Raw genomic sequence first — 19611 nt, 5'->3', positions numbered from 1 at the left:
TTTCATTTATCAAAGCTAATGCAAATGGTCGTTATCTAATTAAAAAATAATCGCAAGCCTTGCATTTGCTACTTTGTCATATGGGATCGTAAAGTTCTTTTTACGTGTTTTTATTTTTACCTCAACTTGTAAGTTTTCTCCATCAAAGTTCACAAGCTTTCCTTCGAATACTTTTTCCCCTTCAATTGGCTCATAAGTTGAAATATGGACGTTTTTCCCTACTGCTTTATGAATATCTTTTTCCTTTTTAAGTGGCCGTTCTGCTCCTGGGGACGAAACTTCTAGAAAATAAGCTTGTGGGATTGGGTCTAGTTCATCAAGCTTCTCACTAAGCTTTTCACTTACTGTCCCGCAGTCATCAAGGTCCACTCCCTTATCGGAGTCAATAAACACTCGTAAAAACCAATTTGGCCCTTCTTTTTTAAATTCCACTTCAACTAACTCAAGTTGGAGTTCATCTAAAATAGGCGTGACGATTTCAGTTGTTATCTCAGTAGCTTTCTTACTCATTTGTACCTCCTCGCTGTTCTACCATTTCATATAATAGCGAACCGATATAATGTCACATGTACGATCTTCAGTTACGCTAAATGAAAAGTTGAAAAAGTAGATCGAACAACGAAAGAGTGGGTTTCCCCACTCTTTTGCGTAACGTATTCTAAGTATTACCATATATCACAATACCATACTCTACAACGCATTGCAACAGGACGACATGAGCCTAAAACAAAGATAACTGGTTTGAATCAGGCATTCCTTCTAGACATCCATGCTCGTCTAAATGTTCTAAAACTGTCTTCGTTAATTTGCTTCGTTGTTGAAGATCTTCCTTTGATAAGAATTCGCCATTCTCTCTAGCCTTAACAATATTCAAGCTGCATTTGTCCCTACGCCTGTCATCGCATTAAAAGGTGGCAATAAAGAGTTACCTTCGACGATAAACTCAGTCGCACTTGAACGGTATAAATCAACTTTTTGCAACGAGATCCCACGTTCAGACATTTCTAAAGCAATTTCAAGAACGGTTAGTACAGACTTTTCTTTTGGTGAGGCATCAAGGCCTTTCATCGTAATCTCTTGTACCTTTGCTTTTATTGCCGCCGAACCTTTAATCATCGTATCCAAATCAAAATCATCTGCTCGTACCGTAAAATAAGAAGCATAGTACAGGATTGGATGATGGACTTTAAAATAGGCAATACGGACGGCCATTAAAACATATGCGGCAGCGTGGGCTTTCGGGAACATATACTTAATTTTCAAGCATGAACCAATGTACCAATCTGGAACATCATGCTTTTTCATTTCATCAATCCACTCTGGTTGCAAACCTTTTCCTTTACGCACAAATTCCATAATTTTAAACGCTAAAGACGGTTCTAATCCTTTGTAAATTAAATAAACCATAATGTCATCTCGACATCCAATTACATCTTTTAATTCGCATGTTCCATTGTAAATAAGTTCATTGGCATTATTTAACCAAACGTCCGTTCCGTGTGAAAGACCTGAAATTTGGACAAGTTCAGAAAAGGTACTTGGTTTCGTTTCTTCAAGCATTTGACGTACAAATCGTGTTCCGAACTCCGGGATTCCTAATGTCCCCGTTTTACACATAATTTGTTCTTCTGTTACGCCTAACACTTCAGGCCCACTAAAGATTTTCATTACTTCAGGATCATCTGTCGGAATTGTTTTTGGATCAATTCCACTTAAATCTTGAAGCATGCGAATAACGGTCGGATCATCGTGTCCTAATATATCGAGTTTCAGTAAGTTATCGTGAATCGAATGGAAATCAAAATGAGTTGTTCTCCATTCTGAATTTTTATCATCCGCTGGAAATTGAATTGGGCAAAAATCATGAATATCCATATAATCTGGAACAACGATAATTCCCCCAGGGTGTTGCCCTGTTGTCCGTTTAACCCCTGTACATCCAGAGACGAGCCGATCAATTTCTGCCCCTCTCATATGAAGATCATGATCACCTTGATAACCTTTTACATAGCCATAAGCCGTTTTTTCCGCAACGGTTCCGATTGTTCCAGCACGGTAAACATAATCCTCTCCAAAAAGCTCTTTTGTATAATGGTGAGCTCGTGGTTGATATTCTCCAGAGAAGTTCAAATCAATATCGGGTACTTTATCACCTTTAAAACCTAGAAACGTCTCAAACGGGATGTCTTGTCCATCTTTCACATAGGCAGTTCCACATTCTGGGCAGTCTTTATCTGGTAAATCGTATCCTGAGCCGACTGATCCATCATCGAAGAAATGCGAGTGATGGCAACTTGGACAAACATAATGCGGAGGCAATGGATTTACTTCTGTGATTTCTGTTAATGTGGCAACTAGTGATGATCCAACAGACCCCCTGGAACCAACTAAATATCCGTCAATAAGAGACTTCTTAACAAGTTTGTGTGAAATTAAATAAATAACAGCAAATCCATGTCCGATAATGCTTTTCAACTCTTTTTCAATACGTGCCTCTACAATTTCTGGCAAGGTCTCACCGTAAATACTTCTTGCCATGTTATAACTCATTTCTCTGATTTCATCATCAGCACCTTCAATCTTCGGCGTGTAGAGGTCATCTGGAATCGGTTGAATTTCGGCAATCGAATCCGCTACTTTCTGTGTATTACTTACGACAACTTCTTTTGCCTTTTCTTTTCCTAAAAACGAAAAAGCTGCAAGCATTTCATCGGTTGTTCTAAAATGAACCTCTGGTAACGTTTGTTTGTTTAGAGGATTAGCTCCACCTTGAGACGCAATTAAGATCTTCCGATAAATATAGTCCTCTTTGTGCAAATAATGAGCATTTCCCGTTGCTACAACAGGCTTATCTAATTTTTCACCTAAATGAACAATGTTTGAAACAATTTCTTGCAAAGCTTCTTCATTTTTCACAAGTTCTTTTTCAATGAGATGTTGATAGGTTGCTAGTGGCTGGATCTCAAAATAATCATAGAATTTAGCGATCTCTTCAACCTCATCGATTGATTTTTGCATCATTCCTTCGAATACTTCTCCCTTATCGCAGGCAGAGCCTATTAACAAACCTTCACGATGTTTTTGCAGCTGTGATCTAGGGATTCTAGGTGTCCTAAAAAAGTATTCCAGATGAGACATCGAAACTAATTGATAAAGGTTTTTTAATCCCTCTTGGCTTTGAGCAAGGATTGTACAATGTGCAGGGCGCTGGCGATGAAAGTTTCCTTGCCCCATATGCTCATTTAATTGGTCATGATACGTAATGTCTCTCTCATTGGCATCTTTGACCATTTTCCATAACAAGTATCCTGTTGCTTCTGCATCATAAATGGCGCGGTGATGGCTAACAAGTTCAATATCAAACTTTTTACAAAGTGTATTAAGACGATGGTTTTTCAACTCTGGATAAAGGAAACGCCCCAATTCTAAAGTATCAATAACCGGATTAGTAGCTTCACCTAGTCCTATTTTTTGAAAACCAACGTTTAAAAAGCCCATATCAAAACTAGCATTATGAGCGACTAGTATCGAATCCCCAATGAAATCTTTGAAGTTACGCAAGACATCAGCCACCTCTGGCTGACCTTTTACCATATCATCTGTAATCCCTGTTAGCTCAATGATAGTATTCGTTAACGGCTCATGTGGATCAGCAAAAGACTCAAATCGATCAATAATCTCGCCACCCTTAATTTTGACGGCAGCAAGCTCAATAATCGTATTGTAAACAGCTGATAAACCAGTTGTCTCCACATCAAACACAATGTATTCGTCTTCCATTAGTAGTCGGTGAGCCTCATTATATGCAATAGGTACCCCATCGTCGACTAAATTGGCTTCAATTCCATACAACACTTTAATTCCATGTTTCTTCCCTGCTGAATACGCTTCTGGGAAAGACTGAACAACGCCATGGTCAGTAATGGCTATAGCTGGATGGCCCCATTTTGCAGCCTGTTCAACATATTTCCCAGCCGAGATGATTCCATCCATTTGACTCATGGTCGTGTGAAGGTGAAGCTCAACCCGTTTCTCGTCCTCGTTCGCTTCGTCTTTTCGCTCAACAGGATTCAATTGGTTCACATCATTCCCAATCATGACTAAGTCGCGAACAAATGTATCATTTTGGATTCCGCCACGAACTTTAACCCACATTCCTTTTTTAATTGCCTGAAGAAGAGGAACATCCTCCTTGTCTCTTGAAAACATTTTAATGAGGATGGAATCTGTGTAGTCGGTAATTTTGAACGTTAATAGTGTACGACCACTTCTTAACTCACGAGTCTCAGCATCAAACACATAGCCTTGGACCGTTACACGACGCTCTTCATCAACAATTGCCTCTAACGGCATTGGTTCATCTTTAATCGGATAACCAATAACAAGCGGTTTGCCACTAAGGTCCTTTTCTGCTTGTTGCTCATTTTTCTTTTTCTCTAAAATGGCTTCCACTACTTTAGAATGGTCTTCTTGTTCACGTTTTTCTATGAACTTTTCAAACTCTTGCTTTGATTCATGAATATGCGTATCTATTTGAACTGACGGTAAGCTAAGAAGTGCAAGCGTATCTTGAAATGGTTCTGATAATTTTCTTTTTAATGCGACAGCTTCCGTCTCATTTCTAACCTGAATAACAAGTCTTTTTCCATCAAACGAAGGAGTTTGTTTTTTTAATAATTCTCGAATCCCTTCTGAAATTTGAGTTAGCTTTGATAAAATTAATGGCCAATAATCAAGCCAGCCATCTTGTTCGAGATGTTTCTGGTTGTAATGAAACGTAAATGATACTGCTGCAATATGTTCAAATGTGATACGTAATCGTTCACTAAATAATTCATAAACACTCGCCGGTACAATAACAGGCAAATCAATATGGAAATGCCATGCTTTCTTTTCTTTGGATATAACAAGTTTTCGGATCATGCATCTTCAAAATGCGATTTCACTATTTGGTCTGGCATTTGTAACTGCTGGAGAAGTAGCTGCAATCGTTCTTTTCGCACTTGCTCATCTGACATAACTTTACCTCCCCATTAAAATCTATTTAAAGTTATTATTTATGTTTGCAGGAAAAGAGAAGGGCTGTCTCAAATGTTTCTGACTTATCACAGTTGACGCGATTGTGAGTCAGAATATCAAAATTGAGACAACCCTATTTTAACATATGAACTTCAATTGATCGTACTATCTTTTATAAAAGAGTTGATAATGTCTTTACCAATTCAGAAACGTGAACTTCCATCATTTCACCTGTTTTTCTCATTTTCACTTCAACAATTCCTTCTGCAGCCTTCTTGCCGACCGCTATACGAACTGGTAAGCCAAGTAAGTCTGAATCTTTAAATTTCACCCCAGCACGTTCAGGGCGATCGTCAAATAGGACGTCAAAGCGCTCTTTCTTTAGTTGCTCATAGAGTTCTTCCCCAAGATTCTTTTGAGCCTCATCTTTCACATTTATGGTGACAAGATGCAAGTCAAATGGAGCAACTGAGGCAGGCCAAACGATTCCATTTTCATCTTGATGTTGCTCGACAATAGCTGCAACTGTTCTCGATACACCTATTCCGTAACAACCCATGATCATCGTTTGATTTTTTCCATTTTCGTCGAGATACATAGCCCCTAAAGCTTCACTGTATTTCGTACCGAGTTTAAAAACATGCCCTACTTCAATACCCATGGCAAATTGAATCGTTCCATTTCCATCTGGTGACGGATCACCTTCTTGGATAAAACGAAGGTCCTCATAACGTGAAACAGCAAAATCACGACCAGGATTCACATTGATAAAATGCTTATCTTTTTCGTTAGCCCCACAGACAGTATTTCTCATGAATTCAACTGCTTGATCAGCAATAACGGTTACCGAATCTGGAATGTCAACAGGGCCAATATAACCTGTTTCACATCCTAAGATGGAAGCAGCCTGTTCTGGAGTAGCAAGTTCTACAGCTGTCTTTCCTAGTACATTTCCAACTTTAATTTCGTTTACTTCGTGATCTCCTCGAACAAGGACAAGAACAGGCTCCTCGTTAACGATGAACAATAATGATTTAATTGTCTGTTTCGCTTCAACTGACAAGAAAGTAGTAAGCTCATCTATTGTCCTTGTATTAGGGGTGTCAACCTTTTCTAACTCTAACAATGCTTCTTGAGAATGCTCATAATTGACACGTACAGGAGCTATTTCAATGTTAGCAGCAAAATTCGATTGATCCGAATAGGCAATCGTATCTTCCCCGATATCACTTAGAACCATAAATTCATGGGTGTCCGTTCCGCCAATGGCACCGGAATCAGCTTCAACAGCTCTAAAGTCAAGTTCACAGCGTGAAAAGATATTTGTATAAGCGTTATACATGTCTTGATAACTTTTATCAAGTCCTTCTTGAGATGTATCAAACGAATAAGCGTCTTTCATAATAAACTCACGTGAGCGCAATACACCAAAACGTGGTCTTCTTTCATCCCGGTACTTCGTTTGAATTTGATATAGGTTCATAGGAAGCTTCTTATAAGACTTCACGTCATCACGAACCAATGTCGTAATAACTTCCTCATGTGTAGCACCTAAGACAAAATCACGTTCATGACGATCTTTTAACCTCATTAACTCAGGACCATAATCACCAAGGCGACCTGATTCTTCCCAAAGTTCTGCGGCTGAATGGCTGGCATTAAGACTTCCTGTCCACCAGCAGCATCCATTTCACTTCGAATGATTTCTTCAACTTTACGAAGTACTTTTTTCCCTAATGGTAAATATGAATAAATTCCAGATGCTGTTTGCCGAATCAAACCAGCTCTTAGCATCAGTTGGTGGCTTTTAATTTCTGCATCAGCAGGTACATCACGTAATGTTGGTGAAAAATAATTTCTTTGTCTCATAGTAAAGTCCTTTCCCGCTTATCATTAAACACTTACATGAAAAACTTATTAATATCGTTCCATGTAACGACAATCATTAGTAACATTAACAGTGCAAATCCAATAAAATGGACCATTCCTTCTTTCTGAGGATCAATTGGCTTTCCTCTTACCGCTTCCAGACCAATAAAAATGAGTCGTCCGCCATCCATTGCTGGTATAGGAAGCAAGTTAATGATTCCTAAATTAACACTAAGAGCTGCTGCCCATTGCATTAAAACAAAAATCCCCATTGCCGCTGCTTCCCCAGTATAATTATAAATCCCAACAGGTCCAGCAACGTAATCTAGCGAAAAGTTACCTGTGACAATCATGCCTAGTACTTCAAAGATCATGGTCATAAATAAATAGGTTTGTGTAAAACCAAAAACAATGGAGCCCATTAAATTAAATTCAGTTGGTCTAGCGATTCCTACAAAACCTTCTTGATCACCAAATTGACCGACTCGCTCATCAGGTGTAACAGGGATAGTCAGAACTTCACCCGCTCGTTCTATTTCAAAAACAATGGATTCATTTGGGTGCTGCTGAATAATCGATGTCATTTCTTCCCAACTATCTATAGGTTGCCCGTCTATAGACAGCACCTGGTCACCTTCTTGCAAGCCAGCTTCCAGTGCAGCGCTATCCGGTGTTACATCGCCAATTTGAGCCTCATCAACAGGCATTCCTTGGAATAGGGCAAAAGCAATTAAAATCACGATGGCCAATAAAAAATTCATTAAAGGTCCAGCAAAAATAGCCATGGCACGTTGACCGACTGTTTTTGAACCAAACTGACGATTCCATGGAGCAATCTGTGTTTCCTGTTCATCTTGAACAAGAACCGCTCTTTCATCAACTTGATATTGAATTCGTTCCCCATCATCGTTATATGCTTCAACAATCAAACGATGCTCAAGGTCGATTTTTTCAACTTGAACAACAAGCGCTTCTGGGTGTTTTGATTTGTTATTCACAATAATCTTGCTTACTTTTCGTGAAGCATTAAACACAAGTCCAATTTCAAACCCTGGCTTAATATTGATCATTTCAGGATCTTCACCGGCCATACGAACAAAACCGCCTAAAGGTAGGAGGCGAATCGTATAAACGGTTTCGTTTCGTTTGAATGAAAAGATTTTTGGACCAAATCCAATAGCAAATTCTCGGCATAAGATACCTGCCCGCTTTGCAAAGTACAAATGTCCCCATTCATGAATGAAAACAAGAAGACCGAAAATAATTATGACTGATAATAACGTATTCATCGCTAAATTGTCCACCTTTCTTATTTAATGGTAGAGTGGATAAAGGCTCTTGTTTCGGCATCAACTGCCATAATTTCCTCTAAAGTAGGTTGCTTCAATACAGTATGACCTTCTAAAGCTTGTTCAATCATATGTTCTATTTCTAAAAAAGAAAGTTTCCCTTCTAGAAAGTAAGCTACAGCTACTTCATTGGCTGCATTAAGGACTGTAGGCATGGTTCCACCAGTTTTCCCAGCATCATATGCAAACTTCATACAACGAAAACGGTCCATGTCAAGCTTTGTGAAATTCAAAGTACCTAGCTCCCATAGGTGAAGTCTCTCTTTTGAAACGGCTGGAAGCCTGTTCGGGTATGTTAACGCATATTGAATCGGTCCACGCATATCTGGAGTTCCTAATTGTGCAATCACACTTCCATCTATATATTCAACCATAGAATGAATAATGCTTTCCTTATGTAGAACGACATCAATTTTCTCATATGGTATTCCAAAAAGCCAATACGCTTCAATCACTTCCAACCCTTTGTTCATCATCGTAGCCGAGTCAATTGTAATTTTTGCCCCCATAGACCAGTTAGGATGATTTAACGCTTCACGTACCGTTACTCCTTCTAGTTGATCACGAGATCGGTCACGAAAACTCCCACCTGATGCCGTTAAAATTAGACGATCTACTTCTTTAATTTGTTCTCCATTTAGAGCTTGAAAAATGGCTGAGTGTTCACTATCAACAGGAATGAGTGATACATGATGACGCTTGGCTTCCTCTGTCACAATATGTCCTGCTGTAACAAGTGTCTCTTTATTAGCAATGGCAATCGTCTTCCCCGCTTGAATGGCTGCTAATGTAGGAGCAAGTCCTACACTTCCTAAAACGGCATTAACAAGCACATCCGATTCTTGAACAGTTGCTACTTCAATTAATCCCTCTGCCCCATACACAACTTTTGTTGTACTAGGAACTTCATGAATTAGTTTATCATAGTCTTCCTTTGATTGTACGGATACAAGCTTTGGCAAGAACTCATGAATTTGCTTCAATGCCAGGTCTGTATTTTTCCCCACAGACATAGATTGCAAAGTAAATTGATTTGGATATGCACGTATCACATCCAATGTTTGCGTTCCAATAGAGCCTGTCGACCCTAACAAACTTATATGCTTCAACACTCTCACCCACTATCCTATTTATCTGTATCCTGCTTAAATTAATTGAAGTAGATGCAGGATTGGCATAACATAAATCAAACTATCAAAGCGATCTAATATCCCTCCATGCCCCGGTAGAACATTCCCAGAATCTTTCACAGAATAATGCCTTTTTAAAGCAGACTCGACTAAATCACCTAGTTGTCCAAATACAGAGGCAACAATCATGACAATAATGGCTGTAATATAACTTGGGAAAATCGGAAAGAAATAATAAAAAATCGATCCGACTATTACAGCTGCTACTATTCCCCCTACTGAACCTTCGATGGTTTTTTTCGGACTAATATCTGGCCATAACTTGTTTCTGCCCCACTTGCGACCAACGAAATATGCACCTGAATCAGTTGTCCAAATTAGCAACAAAACAAAAAATACAAGGTAAAGGCCATATTCAGGGATGTCTCTTGTCATAATTAAGAAGTGAAATCCAAAGCCAACATATACGGAAGATAAAACGACAAATCCAACTTGATCGAACGTAAATGTATTTTTCGTAATGACCGTAAACATAAGAAGTACTAATATGACAAAAATAAAGATTTCCACTTTTGTAAAGTGAGACGGTACTAGTTGTTCAAACCAGCTTGCCGGTACAAGTAGTAACCACATGGATAAAAGACTAACGATACCCATAATTGAAAATGGTGCAATTCTTTTCATCTTCAAAAGTTCGACCATCGCTACAGATGCAAGTACAGATATAAAAAGCGCAAACATCCAGCCCCCAAGTAACACCATCGTTAAGAAGACGGCGCCTCCTATAATACCCGTTACAATCCTTTGCTTCATTTTATTCGCCCCTTCTATACGCCACCGTATCTTCGCGCTCGTTTTTGATAGACGGCAATCGCTTCTACTAGGTGCTGTTCATTGAAATCGGGCCATAGAACATCTGTAAACCAAAACTCACTATATGCCAATTGCCAAAGCATAAAATTACTTAACCGTAGTTCTCCACTGGTGCGTATTAGCAAGTCCGGGTCACGCAGTTCAGCAGTCATTAAATGGCTTGTCAATACGGACTCATCTACTTCTGTAGCAGAAATCACACCTTCTTCCACTTGCTTGGCTATTTCTTTCACTGCAGTTATTAACTCAAAACGACTACCATAGTTTAGAGCAAAATTTAAAACGAGTCCTGTGTTGGCTTCGGTGTCTTCCACTGCCTTAAGTACAGCTTTTTTCGTATGATCTGGCAAGCCGTCAACACTCCCCATTAAACGCACCTTCACATTTTTCTCCATTAAAGTTGGAAGTTCTTTATTTAAGAAACGTTCGGGAAGTCTTAGTAAATAATCTACTTCCGTTTTGGGACGCTTCCAATTTTCTGTTGAAAATGCGTATAATGTTAAGATTTCAACACCTAGCTCATCCGCTTTTCTGACCACTTTATTGATCACCTTCATGCCCTCATGATGACCAGCAACTCTAGGCAATCCTTTTTGCTTGGCCCAACGACCATTTCCATCCATGATTATAGCTATGTGCTTTGGGACATTAATATCATCTATATCTTTGCTTTTTTGCTCAGAAGTCATGGCTGACTTCCATTTTGTTAACTTTTCAAGCATGTTTGCGCCCTCCATCTATGTAAGCAGCAGGTTCATCTTCTTTTAGCTTTGCCTTTTTTTCGAAGAGTCATAACTACTAAAGAAAGTGTAAAAAACCCCCTAGAATAAAAGAGGGTCTTTTACTATGTCTATTTTACATGGAACTTGCTTACACTTCCATGATTTCTTTTTCTTTCTTTTCTGCTACCTCATCAACTTGCGCAATGCTTTTATCTGTTACTTTTTGAACATCATCGTTACTACGACGAAGTTCATCTTCAGTCATTTCGCCATCCTTTTGCAACTTTTTCAATTCATCATTTGCATCACGACGAACATTGCGAACGGCTACTTTTGCCTCTTCAGCAGCTTTTTTCACTAGCTTCACTAAGTCTTTACGACGCTCTTCTGTTAATGGAGGGATCGTTAGACGAATTACCGTTCCATCGTTTGAAGGTGTTAGCCCAAGGTCAGCCATTTGAATGGCACGCTCGATATTGGCAATAGAAGATTTATCAAATGGTTGAATTAACAACAATCTTGCTTCAGGTACCGAGATGGTAGCTAATTGATTAAGAGGTGTCTCAGCACCATAATATTCAACTGTCACACGGTCCAGTAATGCTGGATTCGCACGACCTGCTCTTAATTTAGCTAATTCACGATTTAATGCTTCAATCGCTTTTGACATTCGTTGTTCGGCGTCTTTTTTTACTTCAGCTGACATTACGAATTCCCCCTAACTAATGTTCCAATTTCTTCACCTAAAACAGCTCGTTTAATATTTCCTTCTTCCATAATGGAGAAGACAATTAAAGGAATATCATTATCCATACATAAAGATGAAGCTGTTGAATCCATCACAGCTAATCCTTCTTTTAATACATCCATATACGAAATTTTCGTATACTTCTTAGCATTTACATCTACTGATGGATCCGCACTATATACGCCATCGACTTTGTTTTTCGCCATTAAAATAACTTCCGCTTCAATCTCAGCTGCTCTTAATGCAGCGGTTGTATCTGTTGAGAAGTATGGATTACCAGTTCCAGCTGCAAAAATAACAACGCGTTTCTTCTCAAGATGGCGTATAGCTTTACGACGAATATACGGCTCAGCAACTTGGCGCATTTCAATTGACGTCTGAACTCTTGTTTCAACGTCAATGTCTTCTAAGCTATCTTGTAATGCTAAAGAGTTCATGACTGTTGCAAGCATCCCCATATAGTCAGCTGTAGCACGGTCCATCCCTTTTGCACTTCCAGCCATCCCACGCCAGATGTTACCACCGCCGACAACAACAGCTACTTCTACTTCAAGTTCGACTATTTCTTTGATTTGTTTTGCTACGGATTGAATCACAATAGGATCAATTCCATACCCTTGTTCTCCAGCTAGTGCTTCACCACTTAGTTTTAATATAACTCGTTTATATGTTTGCATGAAAACCTCCGACATGAGATGAAGTTGTTCGTATTCTCTCTTTAAAAAAGGGACACATTGTGCCCCTAAAAAAATTATTTTTTAACTTGAGACATTACTTCTTCAGCAAAGTTATCTTCGCGCTTCTCCATGCCTTCTCCAACTTCATAGCGGATAAAGCTCTTAACACTAGCACCTTTGTTTTGAACGTATTTCCCAACTTTTTGATCGCCATCTTTTACAAATGGTTGGTCAAGTAGACAAACTTGCTCAAAGTATTTTGAAAGACGTCCTTCTACCATTTTTTCAACGATATTTGCAGGTTTTCCTTCATTAAGAGCTTGTTGTGTAAGAACTTCACGCTCACGCTCTACTTCTTCTTGTGATACTTCATCACGTGATACATAAGTAGGGTTAATTGCTGCGACATGCATCGCAACATCTTTTGCTAATTCAGCATCATTTGATCCACCTACAACTGTAAGAACACCAATGCGTCCACCCATATGTAAGTACTCACCAAACGCATCGCCATCTTCTTTTTCTACTACTTCAAAACGACGAAGAGAAATCTTCTCGCCAATTTTCGCGATAGAAGCGTTAATGTATTCTTGAACAGATTGACCTTCTGCAAATGGTTGTTCTAAAGCTTCTTCAACTGAAGCAGGTCCATTTGAAATAATGTGTGAAGCTAGATCTCCAACTAGTTTTTGGAAGTTTTCATTTTTCGCAACGAAATCTGTTTCAGAGTTAACTTCAACGATAACCGCTTTGTTTCCTTCTGATTTTACAAGAGCAAGACCTTCCGCAGCTACACGATCAGCTTTCTTCGCTGCACTTGCAATTCCTTTTTCACGAAGAAAATCGACTGCTTTCTCCATGTCACCATTTGTTTCTGTTAAAGCCTTTTTACAATCCATCATTCCTGCGCCTGTTTTTTCACGCAATTCTTTTACCATACTAGCTGTTACTGCCATTTAAAACGCCTCCTTAATAGTGTCAGTATGTACACGTATATAAACGTATAAACAAAACTTCATTGTTGTTTTGAACTTAAATTCACAAAAAAAGGTGGTAAAAGGGTATACCCCTTTACCACCCTTTTGAGTAAATGAAATTAAGCTGTTGTTGATTCTTCAACTTCTTCTACTTCTTCTTCACCAGAAGTAGCTTCGATAACTGCATCAGCCATTTTACCTGTTAAAAGTTTAACAGCACGAATTGCATCATCGTTTCCTGGAATGACATAATCAATTTCATCAGGGTCACAGTTTGTATCTACAATCGCAACAATTGGAATGTTCAACTTGTGAGCTTCCGCAATTGCAATGCGCTCTTTACGAGGATCAATAACAAAAAGTGCGTCAGGAATTCCTTGCATATCCTTGATACCGCCTAAGAACTTCTCTAAACGATCCATTTCCTTTTTAAGAAGAATAACTTCTTTTTTAGGAAGAACATCGAATGTACCGTCTTCTTGCATCTTTTCTAGATTCTTAAGACGAGTAATACGCTTTTGAATTGTTTCAAAGTTCGTTAATGTACCACCTAACCAACGTTGGTTAATGAAGTACATTCCACAACGCTCAGCTTCTTCTTTAACAGAATCTTGAGCTTGCTTTTTCGTACCAACGAAAAGGATTTTTCCTCCGTCAGCTGCTAAGTCACGTACAAAGTTATACGCTTCCTCAACCTTTTTGACTGTCTTTTGTAAGTCAATAATGTAAATACCGTTTCTTTCTGTGAAGATGTAGCGATCCATCTTAGGGTTCCAACGACGAGTTTGGTGACCGAAGTGTACCCCAGCTTCTAGTAATTGCTTCATGGAGATTACTGCCACATCAAACACCTCCTTTAAAATTGGTTTTTTTTATCCTCCGCTCTCATCATCTCTATGCGACACTGATAAATCAGCACCATCACATAAATTAGAGGGCGTGTGTGATTAACACCATGGATTACTATATCATATCCATTGTCTTGTTGCAAACAGATTTAGACATTAACGATAAAATTTCAACATTAGCTCTACTTCACCTTTGCCTAAGTTCAATTTTTGGGCAATTTCTTCAGCACTATATCCTTGCCTCGAAAGAGAAATGATGTTTGCCGTTTCTGACTGCTGAAATTCTACTTCTTTCGAATCCTCAACCATTGGTGGTAAGTAATCTTTGTATTTATCTTCTTCCTTTTGCTCTTTGTGATTTACAACCCTGCTAGGCATTACCGTTTCTGCTGTTCTAGTTTGAACCGGCTTATCCTTTTCCATTTCCTTTTCATGGTCTTTTGACAATTGACGTAATAGTTTCTCATTTTCTTCTTTCATCTCTAATGTATAGGAAATAAGTAAATCTTCTATTTCCTGTTTTCTTTTTTCTTCGTCTTTCGAAGAAGGTCGTGCTTGTTGTTGTTTGATTAATGTTAGAATCCATAGAAACGTAAAAGCATGCAAGAGCAAACTAATTGTGACGAGTAATGTTGTCATAAGTATCCTTTCCTAACCAGAAAAATCAATAAACTTCCCTTTATAAGGATGATCTATTTTCTCTTGTTCTTCTATTTCTTGTTTTCTTTTTTTGTTCTTCTTTTTTGGGTGGTTTTGCTTTTTATCTTCCTGATTAAGTCGAACTCTTTCTTTTCCTTCAGACTCATTCACTTTTTTTCTTCTTTTTTGTTCTTGCTGTTTTTGTTGCTCCGTTAATAGATCGTGACTTATTTGTCCTCGTTGTTGTAACTGTTCTTGAATCTTACCTGTTTTTTGTGAAATAGGAACCGAGCCTTGGACTTCAATTGGACGTAAACTCATTAGGTTACCCTCCTGTTATCACAATCTCATTTTCTATTAAAGAAATATACGGATGCTGATATCTCTTTGTTATATTACGACGATATTTTCCAAATTGTACATGAACGTTAGCAAAAATGGCCCCAGTAGCTTGAACAAATTGCAATGAGCTATCCCATTCATCATTCTCTTCTTCTACGTTTGACACGAGCTCGTCTATTCTTTTTTTTGTTTGTTGGAAAGAGTTTTGCACTCGTAGTTTTGTAATCTTCTCTTTCCCTTGCAAAACGCGCCCGCTTTTTTCTAGTTCAACATAAATTTTGAGTAATTTCCCTAATTTCATAAACTCATCTTTAGCTCGAACTAAGTCTTGTTCCTTTTCTCTTTTTAGCCGGACAGATTCTTCATTGGGACCTATGTATAACTCTGTTTTTGTTTGCATTTCATTTCCAATTTCATTGGCTTCTATGCTTGTTTGAGCAGAAAGAATACCTCCAACGATTAATCCTTTTCCTTCTACGCATACAACACGATATGATGTACAATGACTATGTAAAATCGCTTGGGTTGCTTCAATTTTTCCTTTTGCTTTAACGGTTCCTTCGTTTATAAAAGTTGTTTGAATATTTCCATTTGCCTCAATCAAAGATTTTGATTGTCCAACAATTCCTGCTCCTATATAAATAGACCCGCCAGCTTTTAACGTGGCAGATTCGACTGTTCCAGAAACTCGAATATCTCCACCCGCATGTACAGAAAATCCAGAAGGAACATTTCCATTAATCGAGACATTCCCTATAAACGATATATTCCCTGTTTTCATAGATACATCACTATTTACTTCAAAAGTCGGGTGAACATGAACCGTATATCGTTCAATGCTCATTTGTCCGTTAATTAGAGAAATAAGTGATTGTTCTTCATCATCCAATCGGGTATTTTTCCCTTGGCGTAATACAAAATCCTTCCCTGGTTTTGCTGGTATTGTTTCTCCTAGTACATTCGTACCATCACAGCCTAAGGTTGCAGAAATTTTCCTTGCAACTTGTTCTCCCGAAGAAACAGACGGTATTTTCAGAAAGTCCTTTAAGTCTAATTTTGAAATGGTTTCACTTTCTTCTCGACCAGATTTATTGATCAAGGGATTAATCGGCAAAAGGTAAGCTGCTTCACCATTCATCGGCCTCTCACCTGAGGCTACTAAATAGCTTGTCGACACCATTTCTTTGACTTCCATAATCTTTTCAACCATTTCGTAGTCAATCCCGAAAGTAATTCCATTGGAATGCAAATATTGAAGAAGGTCTTCTGAAGTTAGTTGTTTATCAGCCTTATCTATTTCTTCTTTCACCATAACAAACGCTCTCATTTTATCTTTTGCTATATTGATCTCAAAATAATGCTCTATACACATCTTGATCAAATCCTTATCTGTGTTAAAACCTTTTTTTTAGTAACCTGTTGTAACTTAAACAAAGACTTTGAATGTATTTGAGAAATGCGAGACGTTGATAAATCGAGTATATGCCCAATTTCAGTTAATGTTAATTCTTCAAAATAAAACAAGCTAATAACCAATTGCTTCTTTTTCGGAAAGTTGATTGATAACTTCTGCTAATTCTTTTTTCGTTTCAATCTCCTCTGAATGCTGTTCCGGTGATTTCGTCCATTTATCTTCAATTAAAGAAGCATACGTTTCTTTTTTTGATGATTCTTTTGTTTTTTCATCAATCGACATAATCGCAGAAGTAGCATATTCCATCATCACTTGTTCAACCTCTTGTGGTTCCATATTTAATTTATTCGCTACTTCATCACTTGAAACAAACCGGCCATACTCTTGCTCTAACTCTTCCGTTGCAGATTCAACCTTTTTAATTTTGTCACGCATAGATCTTGGAAGCCAATCTTCCTTTCGCAACCCATCAATAATGGCTCCTCTAATACGAAAAGATGCATACGTATCAAATTTTAAATCCCTATCTGGATCAAATTTTTCTAATGCATCATAGAGACCAATTAGTCCATGACTTTTTAAATCTTCTTTTTGAACGCTTTTAGGTAGCCCTACTGCAATGCGTTGTACATGATAATTCACAAGGGGCATATAACGACGAATCAATTCATCACAAGCAATATGGTTACGCTCTAACATCCATTTATCCCAAAGTACTTGATCTTCAACTGTTGTTACATGTCCCATAAATTACCCTCCATTTAGAGTCATTTCATTTTAAAACCGGTTTTATTATGTAAAAACTATATTTCCGTTGTTCCTTTATTCACGGTACGAATATTCAACAATTTCGTTTTTGGATTAAACTCAATGGTTCTTCCACTCTTCCCACCTACATCTTCTGCAATAAGAGGAATGCGTAACTCTTTCAGCTTTTCCTTTACTGCTTCGACATTTCTAGGACCTATTCTCATTAAATCACTATTTCCTGTTGAAAAAGAAAACATCTGAGCACCGCCTGCAATCTTTGCTTTTAAAGAATAATGACGAATGCCCAGTTTCTCCATTTCAAAGAGCAAAGCTGGAATTGCCGTATCAGCGTACTTTGCTTCATTTGTCTTTTCTTGTCTTGATAGGGATGAGGTAGGTAACATGACATGTGCCATACCTGCTACTAGGCTAGTATCGTCATAAATTACAACCCCTACACAAGAGCCAAGTCCAGAAGTTCGGATCGTATTTGGTGGGGTAACAACTTGTAAGTCTGCCATTCCAACTTTAATGACCTCACTCATGTCGATCCACCCCTAAAGCAGAAAAAATGATCTCAAATGATTCTGGATCAGGAAGTAAAAAGAAATGGCCTGATATAGGCTTTTCAGCTTCAAGTTCCATCATTTGTGTATCAATAACAATCGCATAATCTCCCACTTCAGAAAGAGAGATTAAACCATAGCTTAAAATCGCTCCTGCCATATCCACACTAAAACCTGGCACAGACGGTTGCAAAGATAATTGCGTAAAATCGGATAATGAAGACAGGTAAGATCCTGCAAGGATATTCCCTACCTCTAGGAAAGCAGACTCTCCCATTTCATCAAAAGGAGGTTGTTGCAATTGAAAGGCTTCCTTATTAATGAGTTGACGTATAAGCTTTTCTGTATCTTCAATCGTAGAAATAAAGAACATGCTCCCAGGCGCATCTCCATCAATTCGCAAAAAGATAGCTGCCACTTTCGTATCCGCACCCCCAACTTGGTCAGGTAAATCTTGAAATGAGACGATTCGCACTGAAGGTACACTCATGTCAATGGATTTGTTTAACAACTGAGATAAGGCGGTTGCAGCATGGCCAGCTCCTATATTTCCAATTTCCTTTAAGACATCTAATTGATACGGTTTTAATTTTTTGGCAAAGTCCATCCAATTTCCCCCTTTAGAAGCGCTTCAAAATACGCTCTGTAATTTGCTGAACATGGACTCTTTCATCAACAAGTCTAGTTTGCATAGCTGCTTTTGGCATACCATATACTGTACAAGACTCCTCTGATTCTACGATAGCATAGCAATGGGAGGTCTTTTGTTTTAAATGTATAAGACCTTCGGTACCATCTGCTCCCATCCCCGTCATAATTACTGCAATGGTTTCAATTTCTGGTAATGAAGCTAATGATTCAAACATCACATCAACCGACGGCCTATGCCCTCTCCTTGCCTCTTCCTCTTGATGAATATGAACGACATAGTCAGATGCTACCTTTTTAACAGCTAAATGGTACCCTCCAGGTGCAATATAGGCAACTCCATTTCTTACTATATCACCATCTTTTGCTTCCGTTACATGAATGTTCGAAAGGGAATTTAAACGATTTGCAAGAGACTTTGTAAACCCAGCTGGCATATGTTGAACAATTAAAATGGGAGCATTAAACTTTGCAGGGATCTTTGTAAGAACATCTTTTAAAGCTCTCGGGCCACCCGTTGAGGTCCCAATTGCAACCATTTTTTTTAATTTTGTTTTATTCTTAACTTTGCTTTCCTCTTTCCGTTCAAGAGGTTTCACTACGTTAATTCGTTTTACATTTGCTTTAGAGGCTTGAATGATTTTATCAATTAGTGAATCCTTCACTTTCTCTATATCTAGCGAAATCGCACCAGACGGTTTTGTGACAAAATCGACAGCACCGTACTCAATCGCGAGTAACGTATTTTCAGCACCTACTTTTGTTGTACTGCTAACCATAACTACAGAACAAGGATCATTGTCCATAATCATTTTTAATGTTTCTAACCCATTCATAATGGGCATTTCCACATCAAGTGTTATCACATCTGGACGTAGCTCTTCTCGTTTTGTTAAAGCGTCTTTCCCGTTTCTGGCTGTACCGATCACTCGGATTCGTGGATGGTCATTCAGCATTTCGGAAATGATTTTTCGCATAAAAGCTGAATCATCTACAACGAGTACTTTGATGTATTCAACCATAACCAATCCCCAACTTTC

General features: G+C 38.4%; 15 protein-coding genes and 3 pseudogenes. All 18 read right to left on the bottom strand.

Annotated elements, in window-relative coordinates; genetic code table 11:
• Nucleotides 1-39: 39 nt before the first annotated feature.
• The 18 genes and pseudogenes from rimP to JCM9140_RS00840 all read right to left on the bottom strand — a co-directional run bounded on the left by rimP (nt 40) and on the right by JCM9140_RS00840 (nt 19593).
• Nucleotides 40-510 carry a ribosome maturation factor RimP gene (rimP, locus tag JCM9140_RS00925; protein WP_034741035.1) on the bottom strand — a complete coding sequence of 157 codons (471 nt, stop codon included), beginning with the start codon at nt 508-510 and terminating at the stop codon, nt 40-42.
• 211 nt (nt 511-721) lie between these two features.
• Nucleotides 722-4887: pseudogene (locus JCM9140_RS00920) on the bottom strand (PolC-type DNA polymerase III); the annotation flags it as partial.
• A gap of 304 nt (nt 4888-5191) precedes the next feature.
• Nucleotides 5192-6888: pseudogene (locus tag JCM9140_RS00915) on the bottom strand (proline--tRNA ligase).
• Nucleotides 6889-6920: 32 nt separating this feature from the next.
• Nucleotides 6921-8177 carry an RIP metalloprotease RseP gene (gene rseP / locus JCM9140_RS00910; RefSeq protein ID WP_034741034.1) on the bottom strand — a complete coding sequence of 419 codons (1257 nt, stop codon included), beginning with the start codon at nt 8175-8177 and terminating at the stop codon, nt 6921-6923.
• A 20-nt stretch (nt 8178-8197) separates the two neighbouring features.
• On the bottom strand, nt 8198-9346 hold the full coding sequence (locus JCM9140_RS00905) for a 1-deoxy-D-xylulose-5-phosphate reductoisomerase (protein WP_034741302.1): 1149 nt from the start codon (nt 9344-9346) through the stop codon (nt 8198-8200).
• A 36-nt stretch (nt 9347-9382) separates the two neighbouring features.
• Nucleotides 9383-10180 (bottom strand): phosphatidate cytidylyltransferase, encoded by a 798-nt coding sequence (locus JCM9140_RS00900; protein ID WP_034741032.1) that lies wholly within the window; start codon nt 10178-10180, stop codon nt 9383-9385.
• Between the two features lie 14 nt (nt 10181-10194).
• Nucleotides 10195-10962, bottom strand: coding sequence for an undecaprenyl pyrophosphate synthase (gene uppS, locus JCM9140_RS00895; protein ID WP_034741029.1), 768 nt, complete (start codon nt 10960-10962; stop codon nt 10195-10197).
• A gap of 148 nt (nt 10963-11110) precedes the next feature.
• Complete coding sequence (gene frr, locus JCM9140_RS00890; RefSeq protein WP_034741026.1) at nt 11111-11668, bottom strand: ribosome recycling factor; 558 nt, start codon at nt 11666-11668, stop codon at nt 11111-11113.
• The gene (gene pyrH, locus JCM9140_RS00885; protein WP_034741023.1) at nt 11668-12387 is read right to left on the bottom strand and encodes a UMP kinase; all 720 of its coding nucleotides are present in this window, start codon (nt 12385-12387) and stop codon (nt 11668-11670) included. Before pyrH ends, frr begins: the two co-directional genes overlap by 1 nt.
• A gap of 74 nt (nt 12388-12461) precedes the next feature.
• Complete coding sequence (tsf, locus tag JCM9140_RS00880; RefSeq protein WP_034741020.1) at nt 12462-13343, bottom strand: translation elongation factor Ts; 882 nt, start codon at nt 13341-13343, stop codon at nt 12462-12464.
• Nucleotides 13344-13483: 140 nt separating this feature from the next.
• On the bottom strand, nt 13484-14206 hold the full coding sequence (rpsB, locus tag JCM9140_RS00875) for a 30S ribosomal protein S2 (protein WP_034741018.1): 723 nt from the start codon (nt 14204-14206) through the stop codon (nt 13484-13486).
• A gap of 162 nt (nt 14207-14368) precedes the next feature.
• Entirely contained in the window at nt 14369-14851 is a 483-nt protein-coding gene (locus tag JCM9140_RS00870) for a DUF6115 domain-containing protein (protein ID WP_034741015.1), read from the bottom strand.
• 12 nt (nt 14852-14863) lie between these two features.
• On the bottom strand, nt 14864-15172 hold the full coding sequence (locus JCM9140_RS00865; RefSeq protein WP_034741012.1) for a hypothetical protein: 309 nt from the start codon (nt 15170-15172) through the stop codon (nt 14864-14866).
• 4 nt (nt 15173-15176) lie between these two features.
• Nucleotides 15177-16565, bottom strand: a complete 1389-nt coding sequence (locus JCM9140_RS00860) for a flagellar assembly protein A (protein ID WP_034741009.1) — start codon at nt 16563-16565, stop codon at nt 15177-15179.
• 5 nt (nt 16566-16570) lie between these two features.
• Nucleotides 16571-17354, bottom strand: a pseudogene (locus JCM9140_RS00855) (FliA/WhiG family RNA polymerase sigma factor).
• A gap of 56 nt (nt 17355-17410) precedes the next feature.
• Complete coding sequence (locus JCM9140_RS00850; protein WP_034741006.1) at nt 17411-17902, bottom strand: chemotaxis protein CheD; 492 nt, start codon at nt 17900-17902, stop codon at nt 17411-17413.
• Nucleotides 17895-18530: a chemotaxis protein CheC gene (locus JCM9140_RS00845; protein ID WP_034741003.1), complete on the bottom strand. Its 636-nt coding sequence runs from the start codon at nt 18528-18530 to the stop codon at nt 17895-17897. Before JCM9140_RS00845 ends, JCM9140_RS00850 begins: the two co-directional genes overlap by 8 nt.
• Before the next feature lie 13 nt (nt 18531-18543).
• Nucleotides 18544-19593, bottom strand: a complete 1050-nt coding sequence (locus tag JCM9140_RS00840) for a protein-glutamate methylesterase/protein-glutamine glutaminase (protein ID WP_034741000.1) — start codon at nt 19591-19593, stop codon at nt 18544-18546.
• Nucleotides 19594-19611 lie beyond the last annotated feature (18 nt).

Origin of the sequence: Halalkalibacter wakoensis JCM 9140 (genome assembly GCF_000513095.1) — a bacterium.
Lineage (GTDB): Bacteria > Bacillota > Bacilli > Bacillales > Bacillaceae_D > Halalkalibacter > Halalkalibacter wakoensis.
Note: the sequence above shows the minus strand (reverse complement) of the source record. Positions and strands in the feature narration are given on the sequence as shown.